Genomic DNA, 26,055 nt, shown 5'->3' with positions numbered 1-26,055 from the left:
CGATTGGAGACGAGATGGATCGTTTTCGTCTCCGGCCACATGCGACCTGCCTCAGCCGAACGTGAACAGCCAGTCCGTGACGGCACGACGATCACGACGCTGGGCGCAAGGCTGACAAGCTTCTGCGATTCGCTGCCAAGTAACAACGATGCAGGCACGCGACGTGTCATGACCAGCCCTGCGCAGAAAGGCAGTTTGAAGCAATGCTGGATATCGCCGATCCGCTCCAGCCTCGCAACCTCCGTGGCTGGATTGACGTTTCTCTCAAGCCGCCTGCCTGGTCGTCAGACCTTTGATTTACCTCATGGCACCCGTCTGTCCATGGGGCTGGATATGACAAGCATCTCCGAGCGGAGTCATGTCGGATGAATCCTATGGACAGCGGAACCATCACAGTCCAGCAAGGAGGCGCGTCTGTCCGCCCCGAAGCGAAGGGCCGTCACTATCAGAGGATCATTGAGCAAGCGGAAGGCCTGCAGCCCCTCCGCACAGCCGTCGTCCATCCAGTTGATGCCCTGTCTCTCAGCGGTGCCATCGAAGCAGCGCGAGCGGGCTTGATTCTGCCCGTGATGGTCGGGCCCGAGGCGAAGATACGGGCGGCGGCCGAGCAGGCCAAGCTCGATTTGACCCCTTACGAACTCGTTCCGGCTGAGCACAGCCATGCGGCCGCTGTTCAGGCGGCCGCCCTCGCCCGCGACCGCAGGGTGGAAGCGCTGATGAAGGGCAGCCTGCATACAGATGAATTCATGATGCCGATCCTGGCTGAGGAGAAGCTGCGGACCGAGCGCAGGATGAGCCACATATTTGTCATCGACACCCCGCTCTATCCGCGGCCGCTTTTCGTGACCGACGCAGCCATCAACATCTATCCAAATCTCTCCGACAAAAGGGATATTGTGCAAAATGCAGTTGACCTTGCGCATGCGCTTGGCAATCCGTCGCCTCACGTCGCAATTCTCTCGGCAATCGAAACTGTTACCGAGAAGATTCGCTCCACGATCGATGCGGCGGCACTCTGCAAGATGGCGGATCGCGGTCAGATCACTGGAGCCGTCATCGACGGGCCACTCGCCTTCGATAATGCCGTTTCCAGGGAGGCGGCGACGAGCAAAGGCATCGTCTCTCCGGTTGCCGGACGGGCCGATATCTTTGTTGTGCCCGACATCGAGGCGGGTAACATGCTGGCAAAGCAACTCGAATATCTCGCCGGCGCGGACGTTGCGGGCGTTGTGATCGGTGCTCGCGTTCCCATCATTCTGACGAGCCGGGCCGACAAATCACTGGCGAGACTCGGATCTTGTGCAATCGCGTTGCTGTGGGCACGCTATCGCGTGCCGACTGCCTAGCAGAAACAGGACTTCTCGTCCTTAGACAGAGCCCAGCATCGCTCCGACCGGGGGGCGCGCGCCGCCGCCCGTTGCATCCTGATTCAAGCGGCCGGCGATTGAAGTTGCCGGGCAAGGCTCAGAACTCGCAATTCCCGCGGGCGCAACCAACTTACTCCTTGGCCGATTCCAGTTTGGCTCTGAGATAGGCGATCATTCCGGAGAGAGTAACGAGTTTGGGATAGTCGATCTCCGGAATATCGATGCCCGTCCGGTGATGCAGGGCGGTCACGAGGTTCAGGAAGTCTATCGAGTCAATATCGACGGTCTCGCGCAAATCAGCTGCTGGATCAATGTTTGCCAGATCGACTTCTGGCGCGATGTTGTTAAGCTCCTGTTTGACGATTTCGCTGAGCTCACCCTGCGTGATTTTGCGAATCTCGATCTCGGTCATAGCTTTTCAGGCTCCTGCAAAAGTCCGCCGATCTCGGCCAGAAACAAGGCGCCGGCGTGTCCATCGGTCACGCGATGATCACCTGCCAGCGTCATGGTCACCACGGAACGGGGGCCGATCACGCCATCGATGATCCAGGGACGCGTAACGACCTTACCAAAGCCAACGATCGCGACCTGGGGTGGATAGATGATGGCATAGAGAGCTTCGACTCCGCGCTCGCCTAGGCTGGATACTGTGATCGTCGGATCTGACAGTTCCGAACTGCGAATCCGCCCCGAGCGCGTTCGTTGCACCAGGTCGCGTAAGCTGCTCATCAAGTCGTGGAGCGGCAGTCGGTCCGCGTCATGCAGAGCCGGCGCCGCCAAGCCGCCGCCGCGGATCGCAATGGCAACCCCGACATGCACCGCCTTTGACAGCTCGAATTTGTTGTCGCGGTAGAAGCCGTTGAAGGCTGGAAAGCGACGAATCGCCAGCGCGACCGCCTTCAGCGCAAGCGCGCCGATCAAAAGGCGGCTGTCGGGCGGAAGCGCCGCGTTTTGTTCGGCCAGCCAGTGTTCGCATGGCGTGACGTCGATCTGATGTTCAAGATAGTAGTGTGGGATCTCCCGCTTCGACCGGGCCATTGCGGCCGCGATGGCTGTCCGCATCGCCGCGAGATCAAGCCAGCCCGCGCGCCTCTTTTCGGTTGGTGGCGGGGTTGCGCCGGACTGGCGCTCCACGTCGACGTAGACGATTGCTCCGCCCGGTCCGCTGCCGGTGATGGTGGAGAGATCGACGCCGCGTTCTGCGGCGAGCCGTCGTGCGGCAGGCGAAGCGGGAAGCCGTCCCACGACAGCAGCCGCAAGCGGTGGCGGCATTGGCGCGCCGATCGGCGTGGGCGGTGGTTGGGAGGGCACCGCAATCGGGGGATACGCGGTTGGCAGAGGTAACGGCGGTGGCACCGGCGCTGTGACGGCGGCTCCTTCTTCACCGTCGGTACGGATCAGTGCTAGCGGCGTTCCGACTGGCACCTTGCTGTGAAGATTGACGAGGAATTTTTCGATTTCGCCGGCCAGGAAGGTTTCGATCTCGATCGCGCCCTTCTGTGTCTCGACCACCGCAACAATATCGCCGCGTTTGACCCGGTCTCCCGGCTTCACCAGCCATTCCACCAGCGTGCCGGCTTCCATATCGGCGCCGAGAGAGGGCATGAGGAATTCGGCCACGGCCCGCCTCACGTCCGGCCGAGCGCCGTTTTCGCAGCGGTCACGATCTTCGCTGTCTGTGGCAGTGCCGCGTTTTCGAGGTGGTGAGGGTAGGGGATCGGCACCTCCTCGCTGCAAACCCGCCCGATCGGCGCGTCGAGCGACCAGAAGGCTTGTTCGACGATGCGCATGCCGATCTCTGCCGCCAGGCTCCCGGAACGCCAGCCTTCGTCGACGATGACGGCACGCCGGGTCTTGGCCACCGAAGTCATGATCGTGGCGTCGTCGAGCGGCCGCAGACTGCGCAGATCGATCACCTCGGCATCGATGCCATCGGTTGCGAGCGCGGTCGCAGCCTCGAGCGTCTTCCAGAGCGACCCGCCATAGGTGATGAGAGAAATATCGCGGCCCTGGCGGCGCACGGCAGCCTTGTCGATATTGACGGCTCCGGCACCGGACGCGAGCTTGCCCGACATGTTGTAGAGCATGACGTTCTCGAAGATCAGCACCGGGTCGGGTTCCTGTAGGGCGGTCCACAGCATGCCGCGGGCATCTTCCAAGGTTGCCGGCGCGAGCACCTTGATGCCGGGAATATGTGCGTACCAGCCTTCAAGGCTGTGGGAATGTTGGGCTGCCAGCTGGCGGCCGGCACCGGTGGCCATGCGGATCACAAGCGGCACGCCGAACTGATTGCCCGACATGTGGCGCACCGTCGCTGCATTGTTGAGGATCTGATCGAGCGCGAGCAGGCTGAAATTGACCGTCATCAGCTCGACGATCGGCCGCATGCCAGCCATTGCTGCGCCAATGCCGGCGCCGGTAAAGCCTGACTCCGAGAGCGGCGTATCGCGAATCCGCTGCGGCCCGAATTCGGCGAGCAGTCCGTGACTCACCGCGTAGCAGCCGCCATAGCGACCGACGTCCTCACCCATCAGAAAGACGCGGTTGTCGCGGCTGAGCGCGTCCCGAAGCGCTGCACGCACCGCCTCGCGATAGGTCATCTCGATTGCATTGGTCCTGGGTGCCACCTGCTGCATGAAACCTCACATCCCGGTGGGGACCGCTCTGTCTGCATAAACAAAGCGGCTCAGTTGCTCGGTCGGCTCCCATGTCCCGGCCTCAGCAAAAACGACTGCTTCAGCGATTTCGGCATCGATCTCGGCCGTCATGCGGGACACCTCGTCCGGATGGACCATGTGATTGGCCTCGAGCCATCCCTGGAAACGCACAATCGGCTCCCGTGGACGCCACGACTCGACCTCGGCCTTGTCGCGGTAGAGCTGGGGATCGAACATTGAATGCGCGCGCAGCCGATAGGTGCGGCATTCAAGAAAATAGGGCATGCGCGTTTTGCGCACCGCCTGGACCGCGCGGCGGGCCGCCGCCTCGACCGCCACCACATCCATGCCATCGACGGCTTCCGAAGTGATGCGGTAGCATGCCGCCTTGCGCTGGATGTCAGTTTCGGATTCCGAAAGGGCGAGCGCGGTTCCCATGGCGTAGAGATTGTTTTCGCACACGAACAACACCGGCAACTGCCAAAGCTCCGCCAGATTCAGGCTTTCGTGGAATTCGCCTTCGGCCACCGCGCCGTCTCCGAAGAAGCATGCCGTGACGAGATCATCGCCCTGCATATGGGAGGCGAGCGCAAGGCCGATCGCCAACGGTAGGCCGCCACCGACAATGGCATTGCCGCCATAGAAATTGGTCGCGGCGTTGAACAAGTGCATCGAGCCGCCACGTCCGCGGCTGCAGCCTTCCTGCTTGCCGTACATCTCGGCCATCACGGTTGTCATCGGCACGCCGCGCACCAGGGCCTGCCCGTGCTCGCGATATGTCGCCACGATCCGATCGCGTTTTTCCAGCGCGGTTATCACTCCGACAGCGACCGCTTCCTCGCCGTCGTAGAGATGCATGAAGCCGCGGATCTTCTCCTGAGTGTACAATTCGGCACATTTCTCCTCGAAGCGGCGGATGCGGATCATGTGCTTGAGCAGACCCAGCATGTGCTCGCGCGACAAATGCGGCTTTGTGGCTGCAACCGTCATCGTTCCTCGCTTTCGAGAGTGGAGAGGTCGCCTTCGGGCAGACCGAGTTCGCGGGCCTTGAGGAGGCGCCGCATGATCTTGCCGCTGCGAGTCTTCGGCAGGTTCTGGCGGAACGCGATGTCCTTTGGCGCGACCGCCGGTCCGAGCCGCTGCCGCGCGTGGCCGAGGAGCTCCTTTCGCAGCGCGTCGCTCGGCGCAAAGCCCGGGTTGAGCGCCACGTAGGCCTTGACCACCTCGCCGGCAGTGGGCTCCGGGATGCCAATCACGCCGGCTTCCGCAACGGCCTTGTGCTCCATCAGGGTGCTCTCCACCTCGAAAGGTCCGATCAGATGGCCGGAGCTCTTGATGACGTCGTCGGCGCGGCCGACGAACCAGTAATAGCCATCGCTGTCGCGCATCGCGAGGTCACCGGTGAGATACCAGCCGCCTGCAAAGCACTTCTTGTAGCGCGCCTCCTCGTTCAGGTAGCCCCGCATCATCGACGGCCAGCCCGGATGCAAGGCCAATTCGCCCATGGCCATCGGCTTGGCAATCTCGCGCAGCCCGCCGCCTTCCAATCGTTCGACGATGCCGGCCTCGATGCCGGGTAGTGGTCGGCCCATCGACCCCGGCTTCACGTCCATCGACAGAAAATTCGTGATCATGATGCCGCCGGTCTCGGTCTGCCACCAATTGTCGTGGAACGGCTTGCCGAAAGCCTCCATGCCCCACATCACGGCTTCCGGATTGAGCGGCTCGCCGACGCTGGCGAGCAGGCGCAGCGTCGACAGGTCGAACTTCTTGGCAAATTCGGCGCCGGCCTTCATCAACATGCGGATTGCGGTCGGCGCGGTGTACCAGACCGTGATTTTCTGATCCTGCAGAATGCGGTACCAGCGCTCGGTGTCGAACTCGGCCTGGTCGATGACCATGGTCACGCCATTGGTCAGTGGCGAAATGATTCCGTAAGAAGTCCCGGTGACCCATCCCGGGTCTGCGGTGCACCAGAAAATATCGTCGGGATGAAAGTCGAGCACGAGCTTGCCGGTCACATTGTGGGCGATGACCGCCTCGTGCACATGCACCGCTCCCTTGGGCGTGCCGGTCGTGCCGCTGGTGAAATGGAGCAGCGCCATATCCTCAGGGAGGGTCCGCACCGTCTCGAAGACTTCAGAGGCCTCCGCAAGCGCCGCAGCAAGGTCGATCGTATCGGGCGGCAAAGTGGCCGAGCATTCAGTCAGGAACACTCTTTCCAGGCTGGCGAGCTCCCTGCGCCAGGGCTCGATCTTGCGGCGATAGAAGGCTTCGGTGGTGATGAGCGCCTTGGCTCCGCCGATCGTCATGCGCGCCTTGATGGGCTCGGGTCCGAACGCCGAGAACAAGGGTGAAAACACGCCGCCATTCTTCAGCGTGCCGAGGGCTGCGATGTAGAGTTCCGGCACCCGCCCGAGCAGCGAGAAGACCCGGTCGCCCTTCCTTATCTCGTGCCGGGCCAGGGTGTTGGCGAAGCGGTTCACCTGGGCGCCGAGCGCGGCATAGGTGAAATCGCGAGTGCTGTCGTCGCGGCCGATCCAGCGCAGCGCAAGCTTGTCGCCGCGACCGGCCTTCATATGGCGGTCGATGGCCTCATGGGCGATGTTGAGACCGCCGCCGGGAAGCCCGTCGAGCAAGGCTCGCGCATCGGCCCATGAGAAGGTCCGCCTGGCCTGATCATAATCGATCAGGTTTGCGCCGACGTAGTCTTGCGGGCGCTTGCGGATTCGTTCCCATTGCTGCTCGGTCTGAGCTTCACTCCCGCCGCGGGAGTTCGCCGCGTCCGTGGTGGTCATGATTGGCTCCGGTTCATTGCGAACGCGCCCGACGCGTCGCTGTACCAGCTAAAATTTGGTCCGAGCGCGCGGACGCTCGTTGATCTGCGTCAACAGTGAGCCCCGCGGTCTGCCGGTTTGGCACCATGTGACCTGTCCCCGAAGTTTCATCCAGCCGTAATTGGAGTCCTGTTGGGTTTGCACTGACGACGCAGGTGCGGCGCCCGCGTTTGGAGGCGCATATGAGCTGACGGTCATTGTCGATGACACCAGGCGAGCGAGCCGGAGATCCAGTTCGAGGGCCGCGATCACGCCACCCTAGTCATATCAATGGGGGCGCGTTTCGCGAGCTTCTTGCCGATGCCCGACACGCGCGCTTTACCGCTGATTGACAATGGGTCATGTTTCTGTGCGCTCAGGTTGGCACCGCTATCTCTCATAGCGGCCGACAAGAACCGCTTCCGCGAGCGCAAATTTGCGTGCCTCGCGCTCGATATCCCGGCAGGACGCGTTTGCCTTGGCCCTGACATGGTCGGTCGAAAGCGCGAGCAGCCGAAAATGATAACGATGCGGCCCGTGGTCATGTGGAGGGCAGGGCCCGCCATAGCCGGTCTTGTGGAAGTCGTTCACCGCTTCCTTGATGATCACATTCGTGGCATTCTCGGCAAGCTCCGTCTTCGTGAGCGGAATGTCGTAGGCCGCCCAGTGATGCCAAGTGCCGGCGGGCGCGTCGGGATCGTCGCAGAGCAGCACGAAGCTCCGCGTTCCCGCTGGCGCACCGAACCACTGTAGAGGAGGCGAAACGTTGTCTCCGTCACAGGTAAAGTGCCGCGGAATGACCGCTCCGTCGGCAAAGGCGCTGGAAACGAGCTTCATGGCTCTCTCCTTCAGGCTGCGGGGGACATCGGCTCGGGCTTGACGAGTTCTTCCAGATCCGGCTCGCCGCAACGAGCGAGCATCCATTGTCGCACTTGGTCGCGCAGCCGAATGATGGATTGAAAATCGATGCCGCCGGGCTGGATCGGATCGCCGATCTCGATGCTGACTGCGCTGTAGCGCGGGAACCACTGATCGCTGCGCAACATTGTCCGTGTGCCGGCGATGATGCCCGGCAGAACGGGAAGATCGGCTTCTGCCGCGGTCTTGAAGGCGCCGAGATAGAAGCCGGACAACCCGGCCCTGCGGGTGAACGTTCCTTCTGGAAAGAAGACGAGAAGCCGCCGGTCGCGGGCTAGCGCACCCAGTCGCGCGGCATCCGTCAGGCTGCCCGAGACGTCGTAACGTTCGACGAAGGGAATATCGAGCCGGCGCAGGATTGGTCCTGCGACAAGCTGCTCGGCCAATTCACGCTTTGCGACGATCGCTGGCTCCCCGGGGAGTGTCGCAGCCAGAGCAAAGGCGTCCATATAGCTGGAATGGTTGAATACGAGTACCGCCCCTTGCGCAGGGATTTTCTCCAGGCCCTTGATCGCAAGCGGAACGCCCATCCCTGCGAGCGCAATGCGACCGATCTGCCTGAGCGCCGACCAGCGCGATCTCGGCGTCGGAAGGATGAGCACGGCAAGATATCCCGCAGCGAAGGCGCCGCCGAGCATGATCCACCACCATGCTGCATAGATGTCCTCGTAGAGCAGTCGGCCAAGCCGACTGGCCTGAGTCGCCGCGCTGGCAAGGGCAAGACGCAACAACTGCAAACCAAGTGTGCCCTGGTGCGTATCGATATCGCCTCTTTGGTATAGCTCCCGGGCCGCACTGCGGCGAATCTTTCCGCTCGATGTCTTCGGCACTGTGCGGGGCGGCGCCAACACGATCTCGTCGGGTGGCGTGCCTGCGACGTCCGTCACAACCTCCTGGGCGCGCGCCTGCAACTCGAGGCGGCGAGGTTGGTCGGACTCACGGGTTTCGACCAGCACGACGACGCGCTCCGTCCCCGAGACGCGATCGGGTACGCCGAACACCGCGACGCCGCCTTTGTGCACGCCCGGGATATTGGCAACTGCTTGCTCGATCTCTTGGGGATAGAGATGCCTGCCGGCTCGTATGATGATGTCCTTGACGCGTCCCGTCACGAAGATGTCGCCCCCAACCATGTAGCCTCGGTCGCCGGTGTCGAGCCAATCTCCATGGAACAGTTCGCGCGTCTTCGTCTCGTTGCGGAAATAGCCGCTTGTCGCTGATGGGCCGCGAAACTCGATCCGTCCTTCCCGCCGTTCGCCAAGCTCGCGGCCGGTCGCGTCAACCACGCGGATTTCATGGCCGGGAAGCGGCTGGCCGCACGCCGGAATCTCCAGGACCGCTGTATCGCCAGGCGGTGCCGGCTTCGCGATGCCGTGAATACTCAGTTCGTCGCGATTGATGCGATCGATGACCGGCCCGCGGCCGAGCGGCGGAAAAGCCAGGCCGACGGAGTTTTCGGCCAGGCCATAGACCGGCGCCATCGCCTTTGCGGGAAAGCCGTGACGGCCGAACCGCTCGGCAAACTGGCGCAGAGTCTGGACGCTGACCGGTTCGGCGCCGTTGGCGACCATGCGCAGCGAGCCCAGATCGAGTCCCTCGAGATCATCATCGCTGATCTTGGCAAGGCATAGCTCGAAACCGAAATTGGGCGATGCTGAAAACGTTGCGTGATACCGATGCATCGCCCACAGCCAGCTCTGCGGTCGGATCAGAAAACTCAACGGCGACATCACGTAGAGCGGTGCTGCATAATGCATGCAGCCGAGCCACGCGCCGATCAGCCCCATGTCGTGATACAGCGGCAGCCAGCTGACGAAGACGTCGGCGGAACCGGCTTCCATCACCGTGCCCATCGCTCTGATGTTGGCGAGCAGCTTCGCATGGCTGAGCACCACGCCTTTCGGGTCACCGGTGCTGCCTGACGTATACTGGATCAGGGCCGTTGCACTCGCATCCTTCAAATGGGGGAGCGGCGCCGGCGCCGCGGAGGCTTCGATGTCGGCGACACTGGCGACGCTGACCAGGCTTTGCACCAGACTGCGAAGCAGGCCGGCTAATCGCCGTCCTTCCGGCATGGTGATCAGCATCCGGGTGCCGGCATTGCGCAAAATCATGGTCTGGCGCCGTAGATGGTCCTCAAGCTGCGACAGGCGCATCGGCGGGTAGATCGGGACCGGTATCGCGCCGGCGTAGAGAATGCCGAAGAAGGCGACGAAAAAATCGATGCTGGTTGGGAGCATCAATCCAATCCGGTCTCCTGCCGTGATGTCTCGCGCGATCAGACCGCGGGCCACCTGCCGGGCTTTCGCCGCAAGTTCTCCATAGGTGAGCGTCCCGAGCGTCGTCGCCTCTTCCTGCAATACTGTCAAATGCAGCCGGTCGGCGTGTCGCGTGGCGTGCCAGTCCAGCACCTCGATCAAGGTGCGCGCCTCGCTTGCGGCCGGTACGGCCGGAAGCGCCGAAACCGGGCGCCCGACTGAGACCGGGCGGTCCAGCGTCGGGCCGGCCCGTTCGAGCGCGCGGACCAGATCCTCGACGGTTTCTGCCTCGCCGACCGCCTGCGCCGGAAGGCGAACGTGGAAAGCCCGCTCGATGCGCAGGATCAATTCAGTGCGCGCGAGGCTGTCGATCCCGAGGTCTCGCTCGATGCGACTCGAAGGCTCGACCTCCATGAACCGGCCGCGCTGAGGATGAAGCTCGTGGACGAGATCCTTCACGAGCGCGATCAAGGCGCGACGACGCTCGAGAGTGCCTGGCGCAAAATCATCCATGACATCAGGTAGCTCGAATAGCTCACGCGACTATTGAGCAATGTCAATTCGGCCATGCGCAGATGCGGCACTGGCAACCGCCAGCAGTTGCCCGCCGCATCCATGTCGCAACCAGCGTCGCCACCATGACCGACGCATTGCGTCAGGTGCGTCTGTTTCTGTGCGGGGACGTCACCGGAACGCACTTGGCGGAGCTGGTGCCAAGCCTCGGCCGCTCGCGCGCTATGGTTCCTTCACAGCCGAGAGGTGTGCCTTCAGCCCTGCGGCCCCGACCGCCCCGGGGACTATGCTGTCGCCGACGACATAACCCGGCGTGCCATTGATGCCGAGCGCCGAGGCAAGGCGCGTGTTCTGCTGCAGGGCCTCGTTCACCTCGACGCTCGCCGCATCCTTCTCGATCTCGCCTGCGTTGAAGCCGAGATCTGCGGCCACCTCAAGCGCCGCGGCACGATCGACCCTTCCCTTCTTCGCCAGCAGGCGGCGATGAAACTCCAGGGATTCCCCGGCACTGGGATGATGCATCTGCAGCGCGATCGCGACCTTCGCGGCTTCGACGGAGTCCGGCCCGAGAATCGGAAGCTCTTTGAGCACGATGCGCACGTTCGGTTCGTCGGCGATCAGCGCAAGGGTGTCGCCGAGCGCCTTGCGGCAATAGCCGCAGTTGAAGTCGTAGAATTCGACCACCGTCCTGGTGCCGTCAGCGGCGCCGAGTGTCGTCTGCAACGGCGCGTTGTACAGCGCCTTGGCGTTGTCACTGATCGCCTGCTTGACGCTGGCCGCCGCAGCCGCGGGCGCGGTCTGGGCGACAGCGTTGCGCTTGGCAATCAGCGCCATCAGGGCAGTGCGCACCGCCTCCGGGTGATCAGCCAGGTATTTCTCGATTGCCGGCCCCAGGGCTTCCGGGTGCGCGGCGAGATATTGCTGGATCGCCTGGTCGATGTCCGCGCGCTGCCACTCAGCCTGGGCTGTCCTGGGTACGGCGATCGCCGCGGCAACGAGCGTGACTGCTGTGATGGCACGAATACGAATGCGCGAGAGCTTCGGCATGTCAGTTACTCCAATCATCCCTCAGTTCCTTCCACTCGTGTTCTTCACCACGACAAGCGAGCACTGCATCATCATCGGCACCACACAAAGCTCCTAGCGACCTCTCTCGAGCGGCGGTGGTGCAGTCCAGCGAGGCGCAAGCGGCGCAATGCGACCACGTGCGGCCGGCCAGCAGCGCTTGCCGAGTGGCCCGGGAACCATGCCGGGCGGGCAGGTGATCGGGCCTGTGTTAGACGGCCCGCGCTTGTCTGGAACCTTGGGTATCGAGGGACGTCGCGGTGACGGCCCGGGCACGACAGGCACAGGCGAGGGTTTTCGCGCCACGCAAACGCCCTCGTCGTCGCGAACTTTGCCCGCGGCGCAGGGCTCTTGCGGAACGGACTTCTTCTGGGCTGGCGCAACACATCGCGAGCGATCCTTCGGATTGACGGCGGCCGGACAGCACTCGCCGCTCGTCGTCAGGTTTGCGGTCGCGCAGCACTTGCCCGCCGCGGTCGGGACGTAGCCTGCGGCACAGCAAAGCGAGATCTTGGGAATCTTGAACGTTGGCTGGCACTGTGTCCCGTCGGCGCTCGGCGTCTGTCCGATCGGACAGCAAACCCCTTTCGAAGTCGCCTGGCTTTTCAGGCAGCATTTGCCCGCGATCTTCACATAGCCGGGCGAACAGCAATCCGGGCACTTTCCGTTTGGGATTTTCGGAATGGAGGGCTCGCAAACGCCATTCACGAGAGCGCTCAGGCAGCAAGCCTGAACGCCACCCGGACCGGAATAGATGTGATCGTTGTTGCAGCACTCCTGCTTGGGGCCGATCGCCGTCTGGGTGACCCCGCACATCGGTTTGGCAATGTCAGTCGATGGAATCGAGCCGCTCGAACAGGCACCGCCGGGTCCGAGGTCGGCAGGTGAACAGCACCTGCCGCCCAGGAGGATTTCAGGCGGCGCGCAGTTCGACGCGCAAGCGCCCTTGCTCCACACCTGATTGATCGGACAGACCGGGAAACCCGGGGGACCGCACACATGCGTCTGACAGGCGCGGAAACTCGGCGGTGGCAGCGGCACGCCGGCCGGGAGCGGGCCCGGGAGCAGCTCCGCCGGCTGCTCCGCGCAGATCCGCAGGATAGCAATGTCTCCCAGATGCCCCCGGGCCGACAGATCGGGCGGCGCATCGGCATAATCGATGAAATAGCTCATCCGCGGCGGCGCATCGCCACGACGGATGCGCCAAGCTGGATTTCCCTGCAGGCCGTCGATTGCGAGCATGTCTGTATGACCAAGCTCTGCGGAGAGCTTGGGGTCGGTCGTGTAGCGCAACTGTTCTCCGGTGATCCAGACGAAGCCGCCGCAGGAGCGGGGATTGATGTTGCCGCGCTCATCGTGGCTGTAGCCGATGGCGACGCCGCCATTGTCGTTGCGGAAGGTCTCGGGGAAGCCCACCGCATATTCGTCCGGCACGGCCTGCCAGATCGGCTGTTGGGCCTCGGTGACGCCGATCATGGTATAGCGCAGCGCGCGACCGATCGATGGCGCCGACAGCGCCTCGAAATCCTGCGCGCCAGTCGGCGCCGGCCGCTCGGCAAGATACATCCGCCCTGCATCATCGAAGGTGATGCGCGAGATTTCGGTCGGGCCGGCCGCGGGTGGCACTGCGACCTCGATCCTGATGTCCGAGCCGAACGAACCATCCGGCTTGAGGCCGACCGACCAGATGCGCAGTCCGTCGGCGACAGCGTAATAGAGACGACGATCGCGTATCGCGAGACCGAACACGCGCCGTGCCGTCGCGGCATAGCCCCAGGTCTCGGGGCGGGCGCTATCAAACTGTGGGCTCGCGAGATTAATGCCGGCCCCGCCAGCAGCGGGCATCGGCGCAAGCCCGACGGCGGCCGTGCCGGCGGTGCCGTGATCGTAGACGCCGAGATCCGCGCCGTTCGGGTCGAGGCGATGGATCAGGCCGGTCTCGCGGTCGGCGACGAACAGCGACTTCGTGGCAGAATCATACGCGAGCGCGCCGAGCGCTGCGCCCGAGTTCGCCTTTCCCTCAGTGAGGACGTTCGCAAATAGCTTCACCTCGCCGGTAAGGCCGTTGATCTTCCAGATCGACCCAGGGCCTCCTCCGGGGCCCCATTGTGCCGGCATGAAGACTGCACCGGTCCTCCCGGATCTGATGTGCTGCGGCTTGCCATCCGATCCGGGTGCGACGATGGGCAGCCCATAGGCCGATGTCGCCGCGACATAGATGTTGGGGGGCGACTGGTCGTCCAGCGCAACACCGAACACCTGTCCGATCCACTTCGCGCTCACCGTGAACGGTTTCGGAGCGCCGACCACCTGTGCTTCCGGCGGCCCGCCCATGCGGCTGAGATCAACGACGCGCAGCGACGGTCCGTCTGGATTAATGAAGGAGTTCAGATCGGGGTCCTGGCCGGGCTCGATCTCGAACGGACGCAGACCGCCGGAGAAACCGGTGACGACCGCCTGGCCCGGCGCGTAGATGCTCCGGGGGGCCTGAGCCGATGCCGTGCTGACGAGCGCGAGTGCCAAGCTCGACACGATGACGATGCGCCGCATCGCACGGGCGGCGATAGCCAACGAGGTATGACGACAATATTCCATGATGCTCTGTCGCCTCATTTCGGGGGCTCAGGTCGCGGAACGCAGGTGCCGCTCTTCGGGTCGGGGATGGTGTCCGGCGGGCAGCATTGCCCGCAGGAGGTCATCTGGGCCGGATTGCAGCAACTCCCATCGAACGCCATGCCTTGGCTCGGATCGGCGCACGGCGTGATGCAGTCGCCGATGCCGCCGATGCGAACCTGTCCGGTGGGGCACGCCGGCGGCGGACACATGCCGAACGGCGCAAAGCCCAAGTTGGCGGGCTGGTTCGTGTTGTCACACAGACATGACGAGATCCCGCTCGGCATCATGGCGCCGGGATGCGTGCCGTCCGGGCACTCGCACGCGAAGGCGTATCGATGATCGCCTGAATCAGGATTGGGGACTTCCTGCCAGTCAGCCTTCATCGGCGACGGGCAGAAGCAATACTGCACTCCTTCGCAACCTGTACCCTCAGCGGAAGGGGGCAACTGCTCGATGAGTGTTCCCTCGGCAGTCGTCGTGCATGCCAATGTCGGCTGCCACGGCTCCATGTAGCTCCCCGTGCTCTGGCAGCTCGGGATGGAGTGGCCGATCGAGCCGGGCGCAACACATGCAGGGTCATGCATTCTGGTGAGGAAGTCCTTGCCTTCACACTTCTTCAGGTCGATGGCAGCGCAATTGGCGAAACGGGGCGGTGGTCGCGTGCAATCGCAAGCGCCGAGACCAATCTCTTCCTGAAGCCAGCACAGCGCGTCCTCCATGCATTGCCCGATGTCCGAGCCAAGGGAACCCGCCCCCTGCTCGGTTGAGCAGGCGCATTGCATGACCTTCGCGGGCGAACCGACGGCGGACAGCACATTGGCGAGCTCCCCGAGCAGGCCCTGTCCAATCTTCGAGCCGCCCGCCGACTGCAGTTGGGCGAGGATCTGGGTGAGGTTTCCCTGTACTTTGCTGCAGAACGAGTTGACCGCGCCTTGCCCCGCAGCGCCGGCGACCTCGGTGAGGACCCCGGTGGCTGCAGCCGCCGCAGCGCACCCAGCTCCGTCCGCGCAGGCATCCGCGCAACTCGACAGTCCGCCCACCGTCTGTTTGGCAGCATTGAATATGTCGCTTGGGTTGCAGCCTGCTCGCGCCGGCGACGCTAACAGCAGCATTGCGGCGGCGATCGCTGCGCCGTGGAACCACCAACTTCCTCGAAGTTGCATGACCATCGCCCGCCACTGACTTGGCCCGATAGAGATAACCGAACCTGCGTCCATTGAATTTGAGATGCGTCAATCGATAGACGGCCGATCGTGCCGGCCGTGGCGTCACGACGCCAATCTCATTTCACCGCCTGCTTCGGCACACAGGTGCCGCTGTTCGGGTCAGGTATCGTGCCCACCGGACAACATTGCCCGCAGGACGTCATCTGCGCGGGATTACAGCAACTGCCATCAAACGCCATGCCCTGGGTTGGATCGGAGCACGGTGTCACACACGCACCGGTCAGGCCCATACGCGTCTGTCCCGCGGGGCACGCCGGCGGCGGACACATGCCGAACGGCGCAAAACCCAGGTTCGCCGGCTTACCCGTGTTGTCGCAGAGGCACTGAGACAAGCCGCTCGGTAGGATCGGGCCTGGGTGTGTTTGATGATCCGGATTGTTGGCCTCATATGGACAATCGCAGGCGAATAGCCAGCGATGCACGTCGCTGTTCGGATTGGAGATCTCGTGCCAGGCCGGCACCATCGGCTTGGGACAAAAGCAAGATATGACCGGGTCACAGCCCGTATCCTCTTGTGTGGGAGGTAGTTGAACGGCCAGCGTTCCCTCCGCCGACTCAATCCTCTCCACCGTTGGGATATTGTCGCCGTAGCCGCACTTCTGCCACTTGTCATTGCAGTTCGCAATCGAGCTGTAGGGAACGCAGGCGGGGTCCTTCATCTGATCGAAGTGACCTTCCGTCTGGCAATGCTTGACGTCGACCGATCCGCAATAAGCCATCTGAGGCGGTGGCCGCGAGCAGTTGCAGCCGATCCCCAGCCCCCCGCACAACGCATCTTGAATGCACGCGCCGATATCGGCGCCGATCGAATTCGTGCTCTGCTCCGTTTCACAGGCGCACTGCACAACCTTGGCAGCTGAGCCCACGGCCGCGAGCTCAGTTGACAAATCGCCGAGCACTTCCTTCGCGATTGCATTGCCGAATATCGTGTTCAGCGCACCGACGATATCCTTTCCCTTCACTTTGGCTTCCGCGCAGAATTGATCGACCAGCCCTTGTCCCTTTCCGGTGTCCGATCCTTCGAGGGCGACCCCCGCAAGAGCTATTTCAAGTGCGACCGCGGCAGCGCAGGATGCGTCATCCTCGCAAACAGACTTGCAGTCCGATGTTGCCTTGAGCGTTCCGCAGAACGCGTTGGCAACGTCCTCGAAGCTGCATCCTGCGCGCGCAGAGGAGCCGAGCAGCGCGACTGCCGCCATGATGGCGACACCTTGGATCCACCAGCCCGTGGGAAATGTCATCGTCGTCGTCCCAGCCCGGATACCTCCAGCTTAGGCAAAGTCCAATCTATTGAAATTGAGATGCCTCAATCGACGCGGCATGCTCGTCACGTCATCGACGACGGCGCCTTCAGCTTTCCTTGTACGCGTGGCCCCGAAGACAGCGGGGCGAAACCGCCCGTCGCAGCGGACCCGAATTCGACCCTCCAAGATCCTTCGCCTTCGCGCTGACGATGACTGCGACCCGTCCAGCTTCATCTGACGCATCTCGGAAGCTCATTGAGCAGCAGGCCTCGCGGTCGGCCGAGGATTATGTGGTCCTTGCCGAGCAGGCGAGCGGCCCCATTTCGCGGCGCAATGCACCATCCTACATCTGGGGCGCCGCCCTGGACGAACTCGCGCGCATGCAGCCGGATGCACGGATCGTCAATCTCGAAACGGCCGTGACCCAAAGTAACGACGGGGCTCACAAGGGCATCAACTACCGCATGAGCCCAGAGAACGCGGGCTGCCTCATCGCAGCAGGAATCGACCGCTGTGTCCTGGCCAATAACCACGTGCTCGACTGGGGCTACGCCGGCCTGGACAGCGCTGAGCTGTGACAGCGAAGAGATCGTCGAGGCCGTAAGCCGGCGAGGGATGCGTGGTTATGTACGATCGGTGATCGAAGCGCGACGGCAGGTCCCATCGCGCATTGCTACGATAGCCAAGGATCCATCGAGCTATGATCTCATGTTGTCGGCACGCCGGTGTGGGTCTGGTCGCTTTCGTCGCCCGTCCGCGCCTTCCTGCTGGCAAGCAGGTCAAGACTTCCTGCGGTGGCGTTCTTTTGCACGCTGGGCGGGGCAGGCAGCGACAGAGCCTTCGGCCAGATGCAGGAACTCGCGGGCAAGCCTCCAGTCGGATGTCTCGCAATCACGGCACGTGAGGTCGCATCGGCTACGTACCAAGCGAAGGTCGTAATGTTTGCGGAGGCCCTGCAGCGCAGTCTGGCCGAGCAGCGTGAAAGAGCGGCGCCAACTGCGGCCTGAATGGCTGCGTGCTGATAGGCAGCCTGCGACATTTCAGCGAAGCGCGCCGAGCAGATCGCCCCGCGATACGGTTGGGCTGCGGCGAGGTGTGTCAACCGGCGTGCAAGATATTGGACGCCGGTGGGCATCGAAAGTGCGCTCGGCAAGGGTGTGAGCGCCGGCCGTCTGCCTTGGCGGGTGTCATCTTGAGACGGTGACCGTCTCGGCGAGATCCTGGGGTGCTTCGGCATTGCCCGGCGCAGCATCCATGAGACGCGAGCAGTCATACCTCGGCCGCAGAAGCGGTCGAGTTCAGGATTCGACGGAGACGAACGGCCGGTCCGGCGGGCGAACGACAAGCACCGGCACGTTGCTGTGTGTCAGTACTTTGTTCGTTTCGCTTCCGAGCATGATGGCGGTGATCCCGCGCCTGCCGTGCGATGCCATGACGATCAGGTCGCATGACCTCGCTTTCGCCATGTCGACTATGGCCAGATAAGGATGATCATGTTCGACATGCACGGCCTCGCAGCCGACGCCAGCGGCCAACGCGACCTGCTTGGCCGCATCGAGGTACTTCGTGGCAAGGGCCGCGACCTGCTTCGCGTACTGCGCCGGCGTGTCCGTGACCATTGCCGGCTCGACGGCAAAGGTGTGGAAGGGGGGGGATACGGTCAATATCGTGACCTTGGCGCTAGCCGACTTGGCGAGGGCGATGCCGTACTCAACCGCAGCCTGCGACAACGTCGAGCCGTCCGTCGGGATTAGAATATGTTTATGCATGCGGCATCCTGACTGTGAAACCATTGCGGCCCGACCGATGCAGTTCTCGACCACGGTTCCGCGTGCCGCAAAGCGGAGCCGCTAAAGAAAGCGTAGGCACTTGCAGCAACCGTGATGACAGGCTGCTATTGTTTCGATCTTGCAGGCGGGGAGGTTGATTTCCATCAAGCTCCAACACCAAGGCTGGTCCTGCATCCAGCCGGAGGGGTGTCAGACCCGCTTGCCGGAGTCGGGATCGAACAGCTTCGCCTTGTCCATGTTGACCTCGAAAGAATAGAGGCTGCCGACAGGCGCCTTGTCCTCGGGGTGGACGCGCGCGATCATCTCTACACCGCCCAGATCGAACACGATCATGGTATCGGGTCCGGTCGGTTCGACCACATCGACTGGACGTTGGAACGTGCAGAGCAACCCGCTCGGCTTCTGGGTGCCCTGACGGGTGATGATTTCCGGCCGGAGTCCCAGTTTCAGATGGCGCCCGACATGAGCGCCAATCGAGGCTGACGCTCCCGGCGGAACGGCAAGTCGCACATTGCCGTGCGCGTCTTCCACTTCGAGCCAGATTCCATCACCCTGAACGACGCGTGCCGGCACCAGGTTCATCGCCGGCGAGCCCATGAAACCTGCAACGAACAGGTCCGCCGGCTGCTCATAGACGGTTTCCGGCGCGGCGAACTGACGGATCCGCCCATTGTCCATCACGGCGATGCGTGAAGCCAGCGTCATCGCCTCCACCTGATCATGAGTGACATAGATGATGGTCTGCCCGAGCCGGGCGTGCAGCTTCTTGATCTCGGTGCGCATCTCCACCCGCAGCTTGGCATCGAGATTGGACAAAGGCTCGTCGAACAGAAAAACATCGGGCTCGCGCACCAGCGCCCGTCCCATGGCGACGCGCTGGCGCTGTCCGCCGGATAGCTGGCCGGGCTTGCGCTGCAGTAGCTGCTCAATATGCAGCAGTTCGGTCACGCGCGCGAGAGCCTGCTGCTGCTGCACCTCCGGGATTCGCCGCGTCACCATCCCGAACAGGATGTTGTCGCGGACGGTCTTGGTCGGATAGAGCGAATAGGACTGAAACACCATTGCGATGTTTCGATCCTTTGGCGGTACATCATCGACGATCCGGTCGCCGATCCGGACCTGGCCTTCCGACAATGTCTCGAGCCCGGCCACAACGTTGAGCAGGGTCGACTTGCCGCAGCCCGAAGGCCCGACCAGCACGACGAATTCGCCATCGGCGATTTCGAGGTCGATGCCGTCGAGCACCGCAGTTGCGCCGAATTGCTTGTAGACCTTGTCGAGACATACAGAAGCCACGGTCAACCTTTCACGGCACCAGCGGAGAGCCCGCGCAAGAAATAGTTTCCGGCGATGATATAGACGGCCAGCGTGGGCAGAGCAGCGATGATGGCCGCCGCCATGTCGACATTGTATTCCTTGACGCCCGTCGAGGTCGCGACCAGATTGTTCAGCGCAACCGTGACCGGGTTGCTGTCGCCGGCCGTGAAGGCCACTCCAAACAGATAGTCGTTCCAGATCTGGGTGAACTGCCAGATCACGGTCACCACGATGGTCGACGGCGCGAGCGGGAGCACGACCTGGAAGAAGATCCGGAAGAAGCCCGCGCCGTCGATCTTGGCCGCATTCATGATGCCGTCCGAGACGGTGACGAAGAAGTTGCGGAAGAACAGCGTCGTGAACGGAATTCCATAGATCACGTGGACCAGCACCAGTCCGGGAATGGTGCCGGCCAGATCGAGGATGCCGAGGGTACGCGCCATCGGCAACAGAACGACCTGAAAGGGAATGAAGGCGCCGAACAGGATCAACCCGAACAACGTCTCTGAGCCGGGAAACCGCCACTTCGCCAGGGTATAGCCGTTGACGGCGCCAAGCATGGTGGAGAGGCATACCGACGGAACGACCATCAGAACCGAATTCCAGAGATAGGGCTTGAGACCGGCGCAGCGTACCCCGACACAGGCGGATTCCCAGGCTTTCGGCCACGCCTCGAAGGTGACGGCGCGTGGAAGGCTGATCAGCGAGCCGGTACGAATCTCCGCGAGCGACTTCAATGATGTCGCCACCATCACCAGCAACGGCAGCAGGTAGTAGAGAACGAACAGGCCGAGGATCGCGAACAGGACGCCGCGCAGCACCGTGGTTCGGATACCGGTCGGGCGGACGATGCCGGGCGCGCGCGAGCGGATCATTGGCGGTCCGTCCGCAGCTCGGACCATAGATATGGCACCATGATCGCCACCACGGTCGCCAGCATCATGGTTGCGCTCGCCGCCGCGGTCCCGAGCTCGCTGCGCTGGAATGCGAACGAGTACATGAAGGTCGCAGGCATATCGGTCGCATAGCCTGGCCCGCCGTTCGTCAATGCAATGACGAGGTCGAAGCTCTTGATCGCGAGATGGCTCAGCACGACAAATACTGACAGAAAGATCGGCCGCAGCATCGGCAGCACGAGCTGGATATAGAGGCGGAACGGACCGGCACCATCGACCGCCGCGGCCTTGAGAACATCGTCGTCGATCGAGCGCAGGCCCGCGAGAAATAGCGCCATGGCATAGCCGGAAGATTGCCAGATGCCGGCAATCACGACGGTGTAGATTGCCATGTCCGGATTGACCAGCCAGTCGAAGCGAAAGCTCGTGACGCCGAGCGACTGCACCATCTTTTCCAGTCCGAGACCAGGGTTGAGGATCCATTTCCAGGCGGTGCCGGTGACAATGAACGACAATGCCATCGGGTAGAGATAGATGGTGCGGATCACGCCTTCGACGCGGATGCGCTGGTCGAGCAGGATCGCCAGCATGATGCCGATAACGGTGCAGCCGCCCATGAACAGGGTGGTGAAGATGAACAGGTTGGCGATCGCCACATACCAGCGCGGCGTCGCCCACAGCCGCGCGTATTGGACGAGCCCGGCAAAGCTGTAATCGGGCAGGACGCTGGACCGGGTGAACGAGATGTAGATCGTCCAGGCAATGAACAGATACACGAACACGAACACGGCCGCGCCGGACGGACTTATGACCAGGCGCGGCAGCCAAGTGTCGACACGTCGCAGGAATCGATGGAGCGCTGCGTGGTGCATGGCGATGGTACTGCTCGACGGATATGAGGCGCTGCAGACGGCAGCGCCGTTCGTCTTATGACCTCGCGCGCCTGATCGCCTCCATCAATCGTTTGACAGCGTCCTGCGAGCTCATGTCCGAATTGAAATGGTTGGTCACGACGTCCAGGATCTCGCCGCGTACCGAACGCGACACCGCCATTTCATGCGCCATGCTTGGAACCAGGGTATTCGCCTTGGTGTCCGCAGCCAGATCGTCCATCGATTTCTGCGCGCAGGAATCGAACTTGTCGCGCGGCACGCCGAGCCGTGCGGGGATCGACCCCTTGTTGAGGCTGAACGTCTCTTGGAAACCCTCCGACATGATCAGGCTGGCAAGCACCTTCTGACCCTCCAGCTTGTCGACACCGTTCACCTTGAACATCGCGATGCTGTCCGAATTCAAGATGAAGCCCGGCAGGCCCGGCGCCGGAATGCACAAGAAATCCTGGCCAGCCACTTTTCCGGCCGCCACGAACTCGCCTTTCGCCCAATCTCCCATCAGCTGGAAGCCAGCCTGGCCGTTCATGATGGTGGCCGTGGCGAGGTTCCAGTCGCGGCCGGAGAAATCCGGGCTGACATAGGAACGCAGCTTGCGCATCTGGTCGAACACCTTGATCATCGTGCTGCTGGTGATCGCCTTTTCGTCGAGTTCGACCAGCGCTTTGCGATAGAAATCCGCGCCGCCCAACCCGAGCACGACCGTCTCGAACAAGGTCGCGTCCTGCCACGGTTGGCCACCATGCGCCAGCGGCGTGATCCCCGCGGCTTTGAGCTTGTCCGCTGCGGCGTTGAACTCGTCCCAGGTTGTCGGCGGCAAGACGCCCGCTTTGGCAAGCACCGCCGGGTTGGCCCAGATCCAGTTGACCCGATGGATGTTGACGGGGGCGGCCACGTATTTGCCGTCGAACTTCATGATCGACGCAAGCACCGGCGGCAGCAGCTCGTCCCACTTTTCCGCCCGAGCGACCGCATCGATATCGGTGAGTACGCCCTGGCGCGCCCATTCCTGGATATTCGGTCCTTTGAGTTGGACCGCGCTCGGCGGATTGCCGGCAACAACGCGCGCTCGCAAGGCGGTCATGGCGGCGTCGCCACCCCCGCCAGCGACTGGAGAATCGATCCATTTGCCGCCTTGGGCTTCGAAGGCGCTCTTCAGCGTGGCGATCGCCTTGGCTTCGCCACCGGATGTCCACCAGTGCAGCACCTCGACGGTGCCGCCGGCCTGGCAGACGCTGGGGAAGGCGAGGACGCCAAGCAACATGCCTAGTGCTGCAGTATGACCGCCGAGCCGCATGGGAAGTCTCCTCATCCTTCTCGCTAAGTTTTGGTCCCGATTGACCTGAAGTTGTAAAAAGCTGACATGTCCATCGCCAAGAGCGTTGACCTGCGTCAACAATGTCGACGGTCGCTTGAGAGCTGGTAGATCGGCAGCAACTCGACAACGTCCAAGCCCTGGCTGTCGCGCTGGGTGTTGAGCCTTCCGATCTGCTGAAGCCGCCTCTCTAAAAGAGGACGTTTGGAAAGATAGCTGGCGAACCGGCACGGTCAGCAACAGCGATCCTGCAATATCGGATCACCGGCACGTTGCACCTCGGCGTTCGGGCGTCCGTCAGCGCGGAAGCATAGCGTTCAAGGCGAAACTCAGAAGAGCCGGACGATCTCGGGGCCAAGATCGTCGTCTGGTTGCGCTTCGCTTGCCAGCAGTTGGAGAGTCGTGCGCGGACGGGCAGGGGCTACGTTGCACTATCTCTTGAGCGCCTCGGGAAAAGTCCCATGCTGGTGGCATTCACCTTCGGCGGGCTATCGAAGCGCCCAGAAGGAACGCGAACAGCAGAGAAGCAAGCGGGGCCCGGCGGGCGGCGTTGCTTAGGACGCTGAGCGGCATGCCTGGCTTGCGCCCGGACTCCACGGCGCTGCGCACCTGCTTCGCAGCCTGCTTTACGAGACCAGCGAAGGAGCCAAAGGCGGTCTTCTTGTCCTCGGCAGGATAGAGCCCTTCATAGATGAACGGCGGGAGCGATGGATCGTCTCTCATGGTCGTTTTCTCGTTTTGCGGGATGCGCTTGTTTGCCTGTTGGCATCAATGGCGCGGAATTGGAGATGGTTCCGCGCCTCCCCCTTGGGCGCGGTTGTGATCCTGAGGCCGTGGCTTTGGCGGGTCGTCCTAGCCCAGCCCAACCATTGGACGGTGCGGGCGCCGCTAAAATTTCCCATTTGAGATCAAGGCGCCTCAATAGAGGAGGGGTGCATAAGTCATTGATCTTATTTCTGGCCTTTCGCCCCTGTCGTGCCCCGCACGACCGGAGGCTGCGGGCAAAGGCCTGTTCTCTCTCCGTCCATCTAGCCTCCAGAGATGGGGCGCTCAAATGAACGGCCTCAGCGCGTCCACAGTCGCGACATAGCGGTCCAAGGTCGAAATATTGCGCTGAGGCGGGTCAGGACTGGTGCCGCCTCGTGATCGCGATGCGCGTCGCCTGGCCGTACAGCCCCGCCATCTGGTCAAGCTGAGCCGCTGTCGCGGCGCAGCCGTCGATCCAGCCGGGTAGGCCGTCGAACATCGGCGGCAGGGTTGCCGCGCGCAAGGCCGCATAATCCTCGGTGACGGCGCGGCCGCGTGTCGTGGCGCGGTAGCGTGTCTCCTTGCGTGAGGAACGGCCTTCGGTCTCGATCAGCCCGGCGCGGACCAGCTTGCGCGTCGCATATTGCAGATTAGGCACATCGACGCGGTTGAGCAGTTGGCCAACCTCGGCGAGCCGCTTCGGCTCGTCGCCCATGCGTACGACATTGAGGACGGCGACATCGTCGCCGGTCAGCGGCACCTCGCAAACGGCGGCGAGGCAGGACGCCTTCCAGCGATAATAGGACTGGGCCAGCCGCTCCAGCGCGAATTCGAAGTCGGACAGCCGTCGCTCGGTGTCACTGCGCGCAAGATGCCACGCTCCCTTCGCGTCGCCTTTGCTGCCGCTCTCGGCCTCATCGCGAGCCGCCTCTGACCGTGACCGCGCCGTGCCGCCCGCCACCCTCGCCTTCACCGCCACGGTCCTGCGCCTCGCCCCAGCGCTCGTCGTCCTCTTCAATAGCCCGTCTCCCGATGACGCTCCGCACAATGCGTGTGCAGCGCATGCTCAATCTCTGCTGTTTACATCCAACATTTTTACATTAAAAATTCAATGAAGAAAACACATCAGGCGCGGCGTCACCGTGGACGTCGGCCGGCAGAACCGGGGAGCACGACAGTGGCTGGTCAGTGGATCGACATCGCCGCCGCCGATGGCGGCACGTTCAAGGGCTATCTCGCGGTGCCCGCGTCAGGCTCCGGTCCCGGTATCGTGCTCCTGCAGGAGATCTTCGGCGTCAACGCCTCGATGCGCGCGGTCGCCGACTATTATGCTGAGGAAGGGTATGTGGTCCTGGCGCCGGACCTGTTCTGGCGCTTCGAGCCGGGCATCGAGCTCGGCTATGGTGAGGCGGATTTCGGTAAAGCCTTCGGCTACTACCAGCGCTTCGACGTCAATCTCGCGATCAAGGACACGGCCGACGCGCTGAAGGTGCTGCGCGCGCGTCCCGAGTGCAGGGGCAAGGTCGGCGCGCTCGGCTTCTGCCTCGGCGGCAAGCTCGCTTATCTCACCGCCGCCCGCACCGACGTCGATTGCGCCGTCTCCTATTATGGCGTTGGCATCGAGGCCGATATCGCCGAGGCCAAGAACATCAAGGGCCCGATCGTCTTCCACTTCGCCGAGCTCGACAAGTTCGCGCCCGCCGAGGCGCGCGAGGCGGTCAAGGCCGGCTTTGCCGGCCGCGACGATGCCGAGTTCTATCTCTATCCAGGCTGCGACCACGCCTTCGCCGCGCCGGAGCGCGCCAGCTTCGACAAGCCGGCGACCCTGATGGCGCATTCGCGCTCGATCGCGCTGTTCCGGAAAGTGCTCGGCCCGCACTACGATCTGTCGTCGCTGTGGGACCGTCACACCGAGCTCGAATTCGCCACCCGCTCGGCGGAGGCGACGATGGGCACGATGGTCGCCGAGCCCTACGTCAACCACATCCCGACCATGACCGGCGGCGTCGGCTACAAGGATCTCTTGAGGTTCTACGCCAACCATTTCATTCCGAAGACGCCGGCGGACACCAAGCTGGTGCCGATCTCGCGCACCATCGGCGCCGACCGCGTCGTCGACGAGATGCTGTTCTGCTTCACCCACGACATCGAGATCGACTGGATGCTGCCCGGCATCCCGCCGACCGGCAAATATGTCGAGATTCCGCTGGTTGCGATCGTCCGCTTCCGCGGCGACAAGCTCTACAACGAGCACATCTACTGGGATCAGGCCTCGGTGCTGGTGCAGATCGGCCTGCTCGATCCGGCGAAGCTCCCGGTCGCCGGCATCGAGACGGCGAAGAAGCTGGTCGACGAATCCTTGCCCTCGAACACGCTGATGAAGCGCTGGGCCGAGAGCGCGCCGAACTGATCAATTCGTC

General features: G+C 63.0%; 21 protein-coding genes. 3 read left to right on the top strand and 18 right to left on the bottom strand.

All coding sequences use genetic code 11. The features are described from left to right. The first annotated feature begins 374 nt into the window (after nucleotides 1-374). The gene (locus ACQR1F_RS25255; RefSeq protein WP_315802370.1) at nucleotides 375-1,346 is read left to right on the top strand and encodes a bifunctional enoyl-CoA hydratase/phosphate acetyltransferase; all 972 of its coding nucleotides are present in this window, start codon (nucleotides 375-377) and stop codon (nucleotides 1,344-1,346) included. Between the two features lie 151 nt (nucleotides 1,347-1,497). Here the strand turns inward: ACQR1F_RS25255 and ACQR1F_RS25250 are convergent, their stop codons facing one another. The 11 genes from ACQR1F_RS25250 to ACQR1F_RS25200 all read right to left on the bottom strand — a co-directional run bounded on the left by ACQR1F_RS25250 (nucleotide 1,498) and on the right by ACQR1F_RS25200 (nucleotide 16,677). Then, nucleotides 1,498-1,779 carry an acyl carrier protein gene (locus ACQR1F_RS25250; RefSeq protein ID WP_315802371.1) on the bottom strand — a complete coding sequence of 94 codons (282 nt, stop codon included), beginning with the start codon at nucleotides 1,777-1,779 and terminating at the stop codon, nucleotides 1,498-1,500. Continuing rightward, a complete protein-coding gene (locus ACQR1F_RS25245) occupies nucleotides 1,776-2,987 on the bottom strand; it encodes a dihydrolipoamide acetyltransferase family protein (RefSeq protein ID WP_434914057.1) in 1,212 nt (403 codons plus the stop codon). The genes ACQR1F_RS25250 and ACQR1F_RS25245 overlap by 4 nt, the downstream gene beginning before the upstream one ends. 8 nt (nucleotides 2,988-2,995) lie before the next feature. Next, nucleotides 2,996-4,003 (bottom strand): alpha-ketoacid dehydrogenase subunit beta, encoded by a 1,008-nt coding sequence (locus tag ACQR1F_RS25240; RefSeq protein WP_315802373.1) that lies wholly within the window; start codon nucleotides 4,001-4,003, stop codon nucleotides 2,996-2,998. 6 nt (nucleotides 4,004-4,009) lie between these two features. Next, nucleotides 4,010-5,014, bottom strand: coding sequence for a pyruvate dehydrogenase (acetyl-transferring) E1 component subunit alpha (gene pdhA / locus ACQR1F_RS25235; RefSeq protein WP_315802374.1), 1,005 nt, complete (start codon nucleotides 5,012-5,014; stop codon nucleotides 4,010-4,012). Further along, entirely contained in the window at nucleotides 5,011-6,822 is a 1,812-nt protein-coding gene (gene acsA / locus ACQR1F_RS25230) for an acetate--CoA ligase (protein ID WP_315802375.1), read from the bottom strand. Before acsA ends, pdhA begins: the two co-directional genes overlap by 4 nt. Nucleotides 6,823-7,230: 408 nt before the next feature. Beyond that, nucleotides 7,231-7,677 carry a YbhB/YbcL family Raf kinase inhibitor-like protein gene (locus ACQR1F_RS25225; RefSeq protein ID WP_434839789.1) on the bottom strand — a complete coding sequence of 149 codons (447 nt, stop codon included), beginning with the start codon at nucleotides 7,675-7,677 and terminating at the stop codon, nucleotides 7,231-7,233. An 11-nt stretch (nucleotides 7,678-7,688) separates the two neighbouring features. Continuing rightward, the gene (locus ACQR1F_RS25220) at nucleotides 7,689-10,529 is read right to left on the bottom strand and encodes an AMP-binding protein (RefSeq protein WP_434914056.1); all 2,841 of its coding nucleotides are present in this window, start codon (nucleotides 10,527-10,529) and stop codon (nucleotides 7,689-7,691) included. 222 nt (nucleotides 10,530-10,751) lie between these two features. After that, nucleotides 10,752-11,576, bottom strand: a complete 825-nt coding sequence (locus tag ACQR1F_RS25215; protein WP_315802378.1) for a DsbA family protein — start codon at nucleotides 11,574-11,576, stop codon at nucleotides 10,752-10,754. Nucleotides 11,577-11,669: 93 nt separating this feature from the next. Further along, a complete protein-coding gene (locus ACQR1F_RS25210) occupies nucleotides 11,670-14,165 on the bottom strand; it encodes a hypothetical protein (RefSeq protein WP_434914055.1) in 2,496 nt (831 codons plus the stop codon). Between the two features lie 38 nt (nucleotides 14,166-14,203). Next, nucleotides 14,204-15,373, bottom strand: coding sequence for a hypothetical protein (locus ACQR1F_RS25205; protein WP_315802380.1), 1,170 nt, complete (start codon nucleotides 15,371-15,373; stop codon nucleotides 14,204-14,206). A gap of 119 nt (nucleotides 15,374-15,492) precedes the next feature. Next, complete coding sequence (locus tag ACQR1F_RS25200; protein WP_315802381.1) at nucleotides 15,493-16,677, bottom strand: hypothetical protein; 1,185 nt, start codon at nucleotides 16,675-16,677, stop codon at nucleotides 15,493-15,495. A gap of 212 nt (nucleotides 16,678-16,889) precedes the next feature. Between ACQR1F_RS25200 and ACQR1F_RS25195 the strand changes: the two genes are divergently transcribed. Next, complete coding sequence (locus tag ACQR1F_RS25195; RefSeq protein ID WP_434882859.1) at nucleotides 16,890-17,258, top strand: CapA family protein; 369 nt, start codon at nucleotides 16,890-16,892, stop codon at nucleotides 17,256-17,258. Nucleotides 17,259-17,978: 720 nt separating this feature from the next. Here ACQR1F_RS25195 and ACQR1F_RS25190 read toward each other — a convergent pair. From ACQR1F_RS25190 to ACQR1F_RS25160, 7 genes are all read right to left on the bottom strand, one after another. Next, on the bottom strand, nucleotides 17,979-18,449 hold the full coding sequence (locus ACQR1F_RS25190; RefSeq protein ID WP_434914054.1) for a universal stress protein: 471 nt from the start codon (nucleotides 18,447-18,449) through the stop codon (nucleotides 17,979-17,981). A gap of 210 nt (nucleotides 18,450-18,659) precedes the next feature. Beyond that, nucleotides 18,660-19,766 (bottom strand): ABC transporter ATP-binding protein, encoded by a 1,107-nt coding sequence (locus ACQR1F_RS25185; protein WP_434914053.1) that lies wholly within the window; start codon nucleotides 19,764-19,766, stop codon nucleotides 18,660-18,662. A gap of 2 nt (nucleotides 19,767-19,768) precedes the next feature. Beyond that, entirely contained in the window at nucleotides 19,769-20,662 is an 894-nt protein-coding gene (locus tag ACQR1F_RS25180; protein ID WP_316218428.1) for a carbohydrate ABC transporter permease, read from the bottom strand. After that, nucleotides 20,659-21,555 carry a carbohydrate ABC transporter permease gene (locus ACQR1F_RS25175; RefSeq protein WP_434914052.1) on the bottom strand — a complete coding sequence of 299 codons (897 nt, stop codon included), beginning with the start codon at nucleotides 21,553-21,555 and terminating at the stop codon, nucleotides 20,659-20,661. The genes ACQR1F_RS25180 and ACQR1F_RS25175 overlap by 4 nt, the downstream gene beginning before the upstream one ends. A 55-nt stretch (nucleotides 21,556-21,610) precedes the next feature. Further along, the gene (locus tag ACQR1F_RS25170; protein WP_434914051.1) at nucleotides 21,611-22,870 is read right to left on the bottom strand and encodes an ABC transporter substrate-binding protein; all 1,260 of its coding nucleotides are present in this window, start codon (nucleotides 22,868-22,870) and stop codon (nucleotides 21,611-21,613) included. A 492-nt stretch (nucleotides 22,871-23,362) separates the two neighbouring features. Then, nucleotides 23,363-23,611 carry a hypothetical protein gene (locus tag ACQR1F_RS25165; RefSeq protein ID WP_315802389.1) on the bottom strand — a complete coding sequence of 83 codons (249 nt, stop codon included), beginning with the start codon at nucleotides 23,609-23,611 and terminating at the stop codon, nucleotides 23,363-23,365. Between the two features lie 400 nt (nucleotides 23,612-24,011). Then, nucleotides 24,012-24,608: a helix-turn-helix domain-containing protein gene (locus ACQR1F_RS25160; RefSeq protein ID WP_434847604.1), complete on the bottom strand. Its 597-nt coding sequence runs from the start codon at nucleotides 24,606-24,608 to the stop codon at nucleotides 24,012-24,014. A 204-nt stretch (nucleotides 24,609-24,812) separates the two neighbouring features. Here ACQR1F_RS25160 and ACQR1F_RS25155 point away from each other — a divergent pair, with 204 nt between their 5' ends. Next, nucleotides 24,813-26,045 (top strand): dienelactone hydrolase family protein, encoded by a 1,233-nt coding sequence (locus ACQR1F_RS25155; protein WP_315802391.1) that lies wholly within the window; start codon nucleotides 24,813-24,815, stop codon nucleotides 26,043-26,045. Nucleotides 26,046-26,055: the final 10 nt, after the last annotated feature.

Source organism: Bradyrhizobium sp. HKCCYLS3013 (assembly GCF_051167615.1).
In the GTDB taxonomy this organism is placed as follows: domain Bacteria; phylum Pseudomonadota; class Alphaproteobacteria; order Rhizobiales; family Xanthobacteraceae; genus Bradyrhizobium.
The sequence above is the reverse complement of the archived record's forward strand: the minus strand, read 5'-3'. Positions and strand labels throughout refer to the sequence as shown.

Bases quoted from the DNA above. Each gene is read 5' to 3' on its own strand.
- ACQR1F_RS25255 (WP_315802370.1), top strand. From the start codon at position 375: ATGGACAGCGGAACCATCACAGTCCAGCAAGGAGGCGCGTCTGTCCGC.
- ACQR1F_RS25240 (WP_315802373.1), bottom strand. From the start codon at position 4,003: ATGCAGCAGGTGGCACCCAGGACCAATGCAATCGAGATGACCTATCGC.
- ACQR1F_RS25215 (WP_315802378.1), bottom strand. From the start codon at position 11,576: ATGCCGAAGCTCTCGCGCATTCGTATTCGTGCCATCACAGCAGTCACG.
- pdhA (WP_315802374.1), bottom strand. From the start codon at position 5,014: ATGACGGTTGCAGCCACAAAGCCGCATTTGTCGCGCGAGCACATGCTG.
- ACQR1F_RS25180 (WP_316218428.1), bottom strand. From the start codon at position 20,662: ATGATCCGCTCGCGCGCGCCCGGCATCGTCCGCCCGACCGGTATCCGA.
- ACQR1F_RS25225 (WP_434839789.1), bottom strand. From the start codon at position 7,677: ATGAAGCTCGTTTCCAGCGCCTTTGCCGACGGAGCGGTCATTCCGCGG.
- ACQR1F_RS25175 (WP_434914052.1), bottom strand. From the start codon at position 21,555: ATGCACCACGCAGCGCTCCATCGATTCCTGCGACGTGTCGACACTTGG.
- ACQR1F_RS25195 (WP_434882859.1), top strand. From the start codon at position 16,890: ATGACTGCGACCCGTCCAGCTTCATCTGACGCATCTCGGAAGCTCATT.
- ACQR1F_RS25190 (WP_434914054.1), bottom strand. From the start codon at position 18,449: ATGCATAAACATATTCTAATCCCGACGGACGGCTCGACGTTGTCGCAG.
- ACQR1F_RS25205 (WP_315802380.1), bottom strand. From the start codon at position 15,373: ATGCAACTTCGAGGAAGTTGGTGGTTCCACGGCGCAGCGATCGCCGCC.
- ACQR1F_RS25250 (WP_315802371.1), bottom strand. From the start codon at position 1,779: ATGACCGAGATCGAGATTCGCAAAATCACGCAGGGTGAGCTCAGCGAA.
- acsA (WP_315802375.1), bottom strand. From the start codon at position 6,822: ATGACCACCACGGACGCGGCGAACTCCCGCGGCGGGAGTGAAGCTCAG.
- ACQR1F_RS25200 (WP_315802381.1), bottom strand. From the start codon at position 16,677: ATGACATTTCCCACGGGCTGGTGGATCCAAGGTGTCGCCATCATGGCG.
- ACQR1F_RS25170 (WP_434914051.1), bottom strand. From the start codon at position 22,870: ATGCGGCTCGGCGGTCATACTGCAGCACTAGGCATGTTGCTTGGCGTC.
- ACQR1F_RS25220 (WP_434914056.1), bottom strand. From the start codon at position 10,529: ATGGATGATTTTGCGCCAGGCACTCTCGAGCGTCGTCGCGCCTTGATC.
- ACQR1F_RS25165 (WP_315802389.1), bottom strand. From the start codon at position 23,611: ATGAGAGACGATCCATCGCTCCCGCCGTTCATCTATGAAGGGCTCTAT.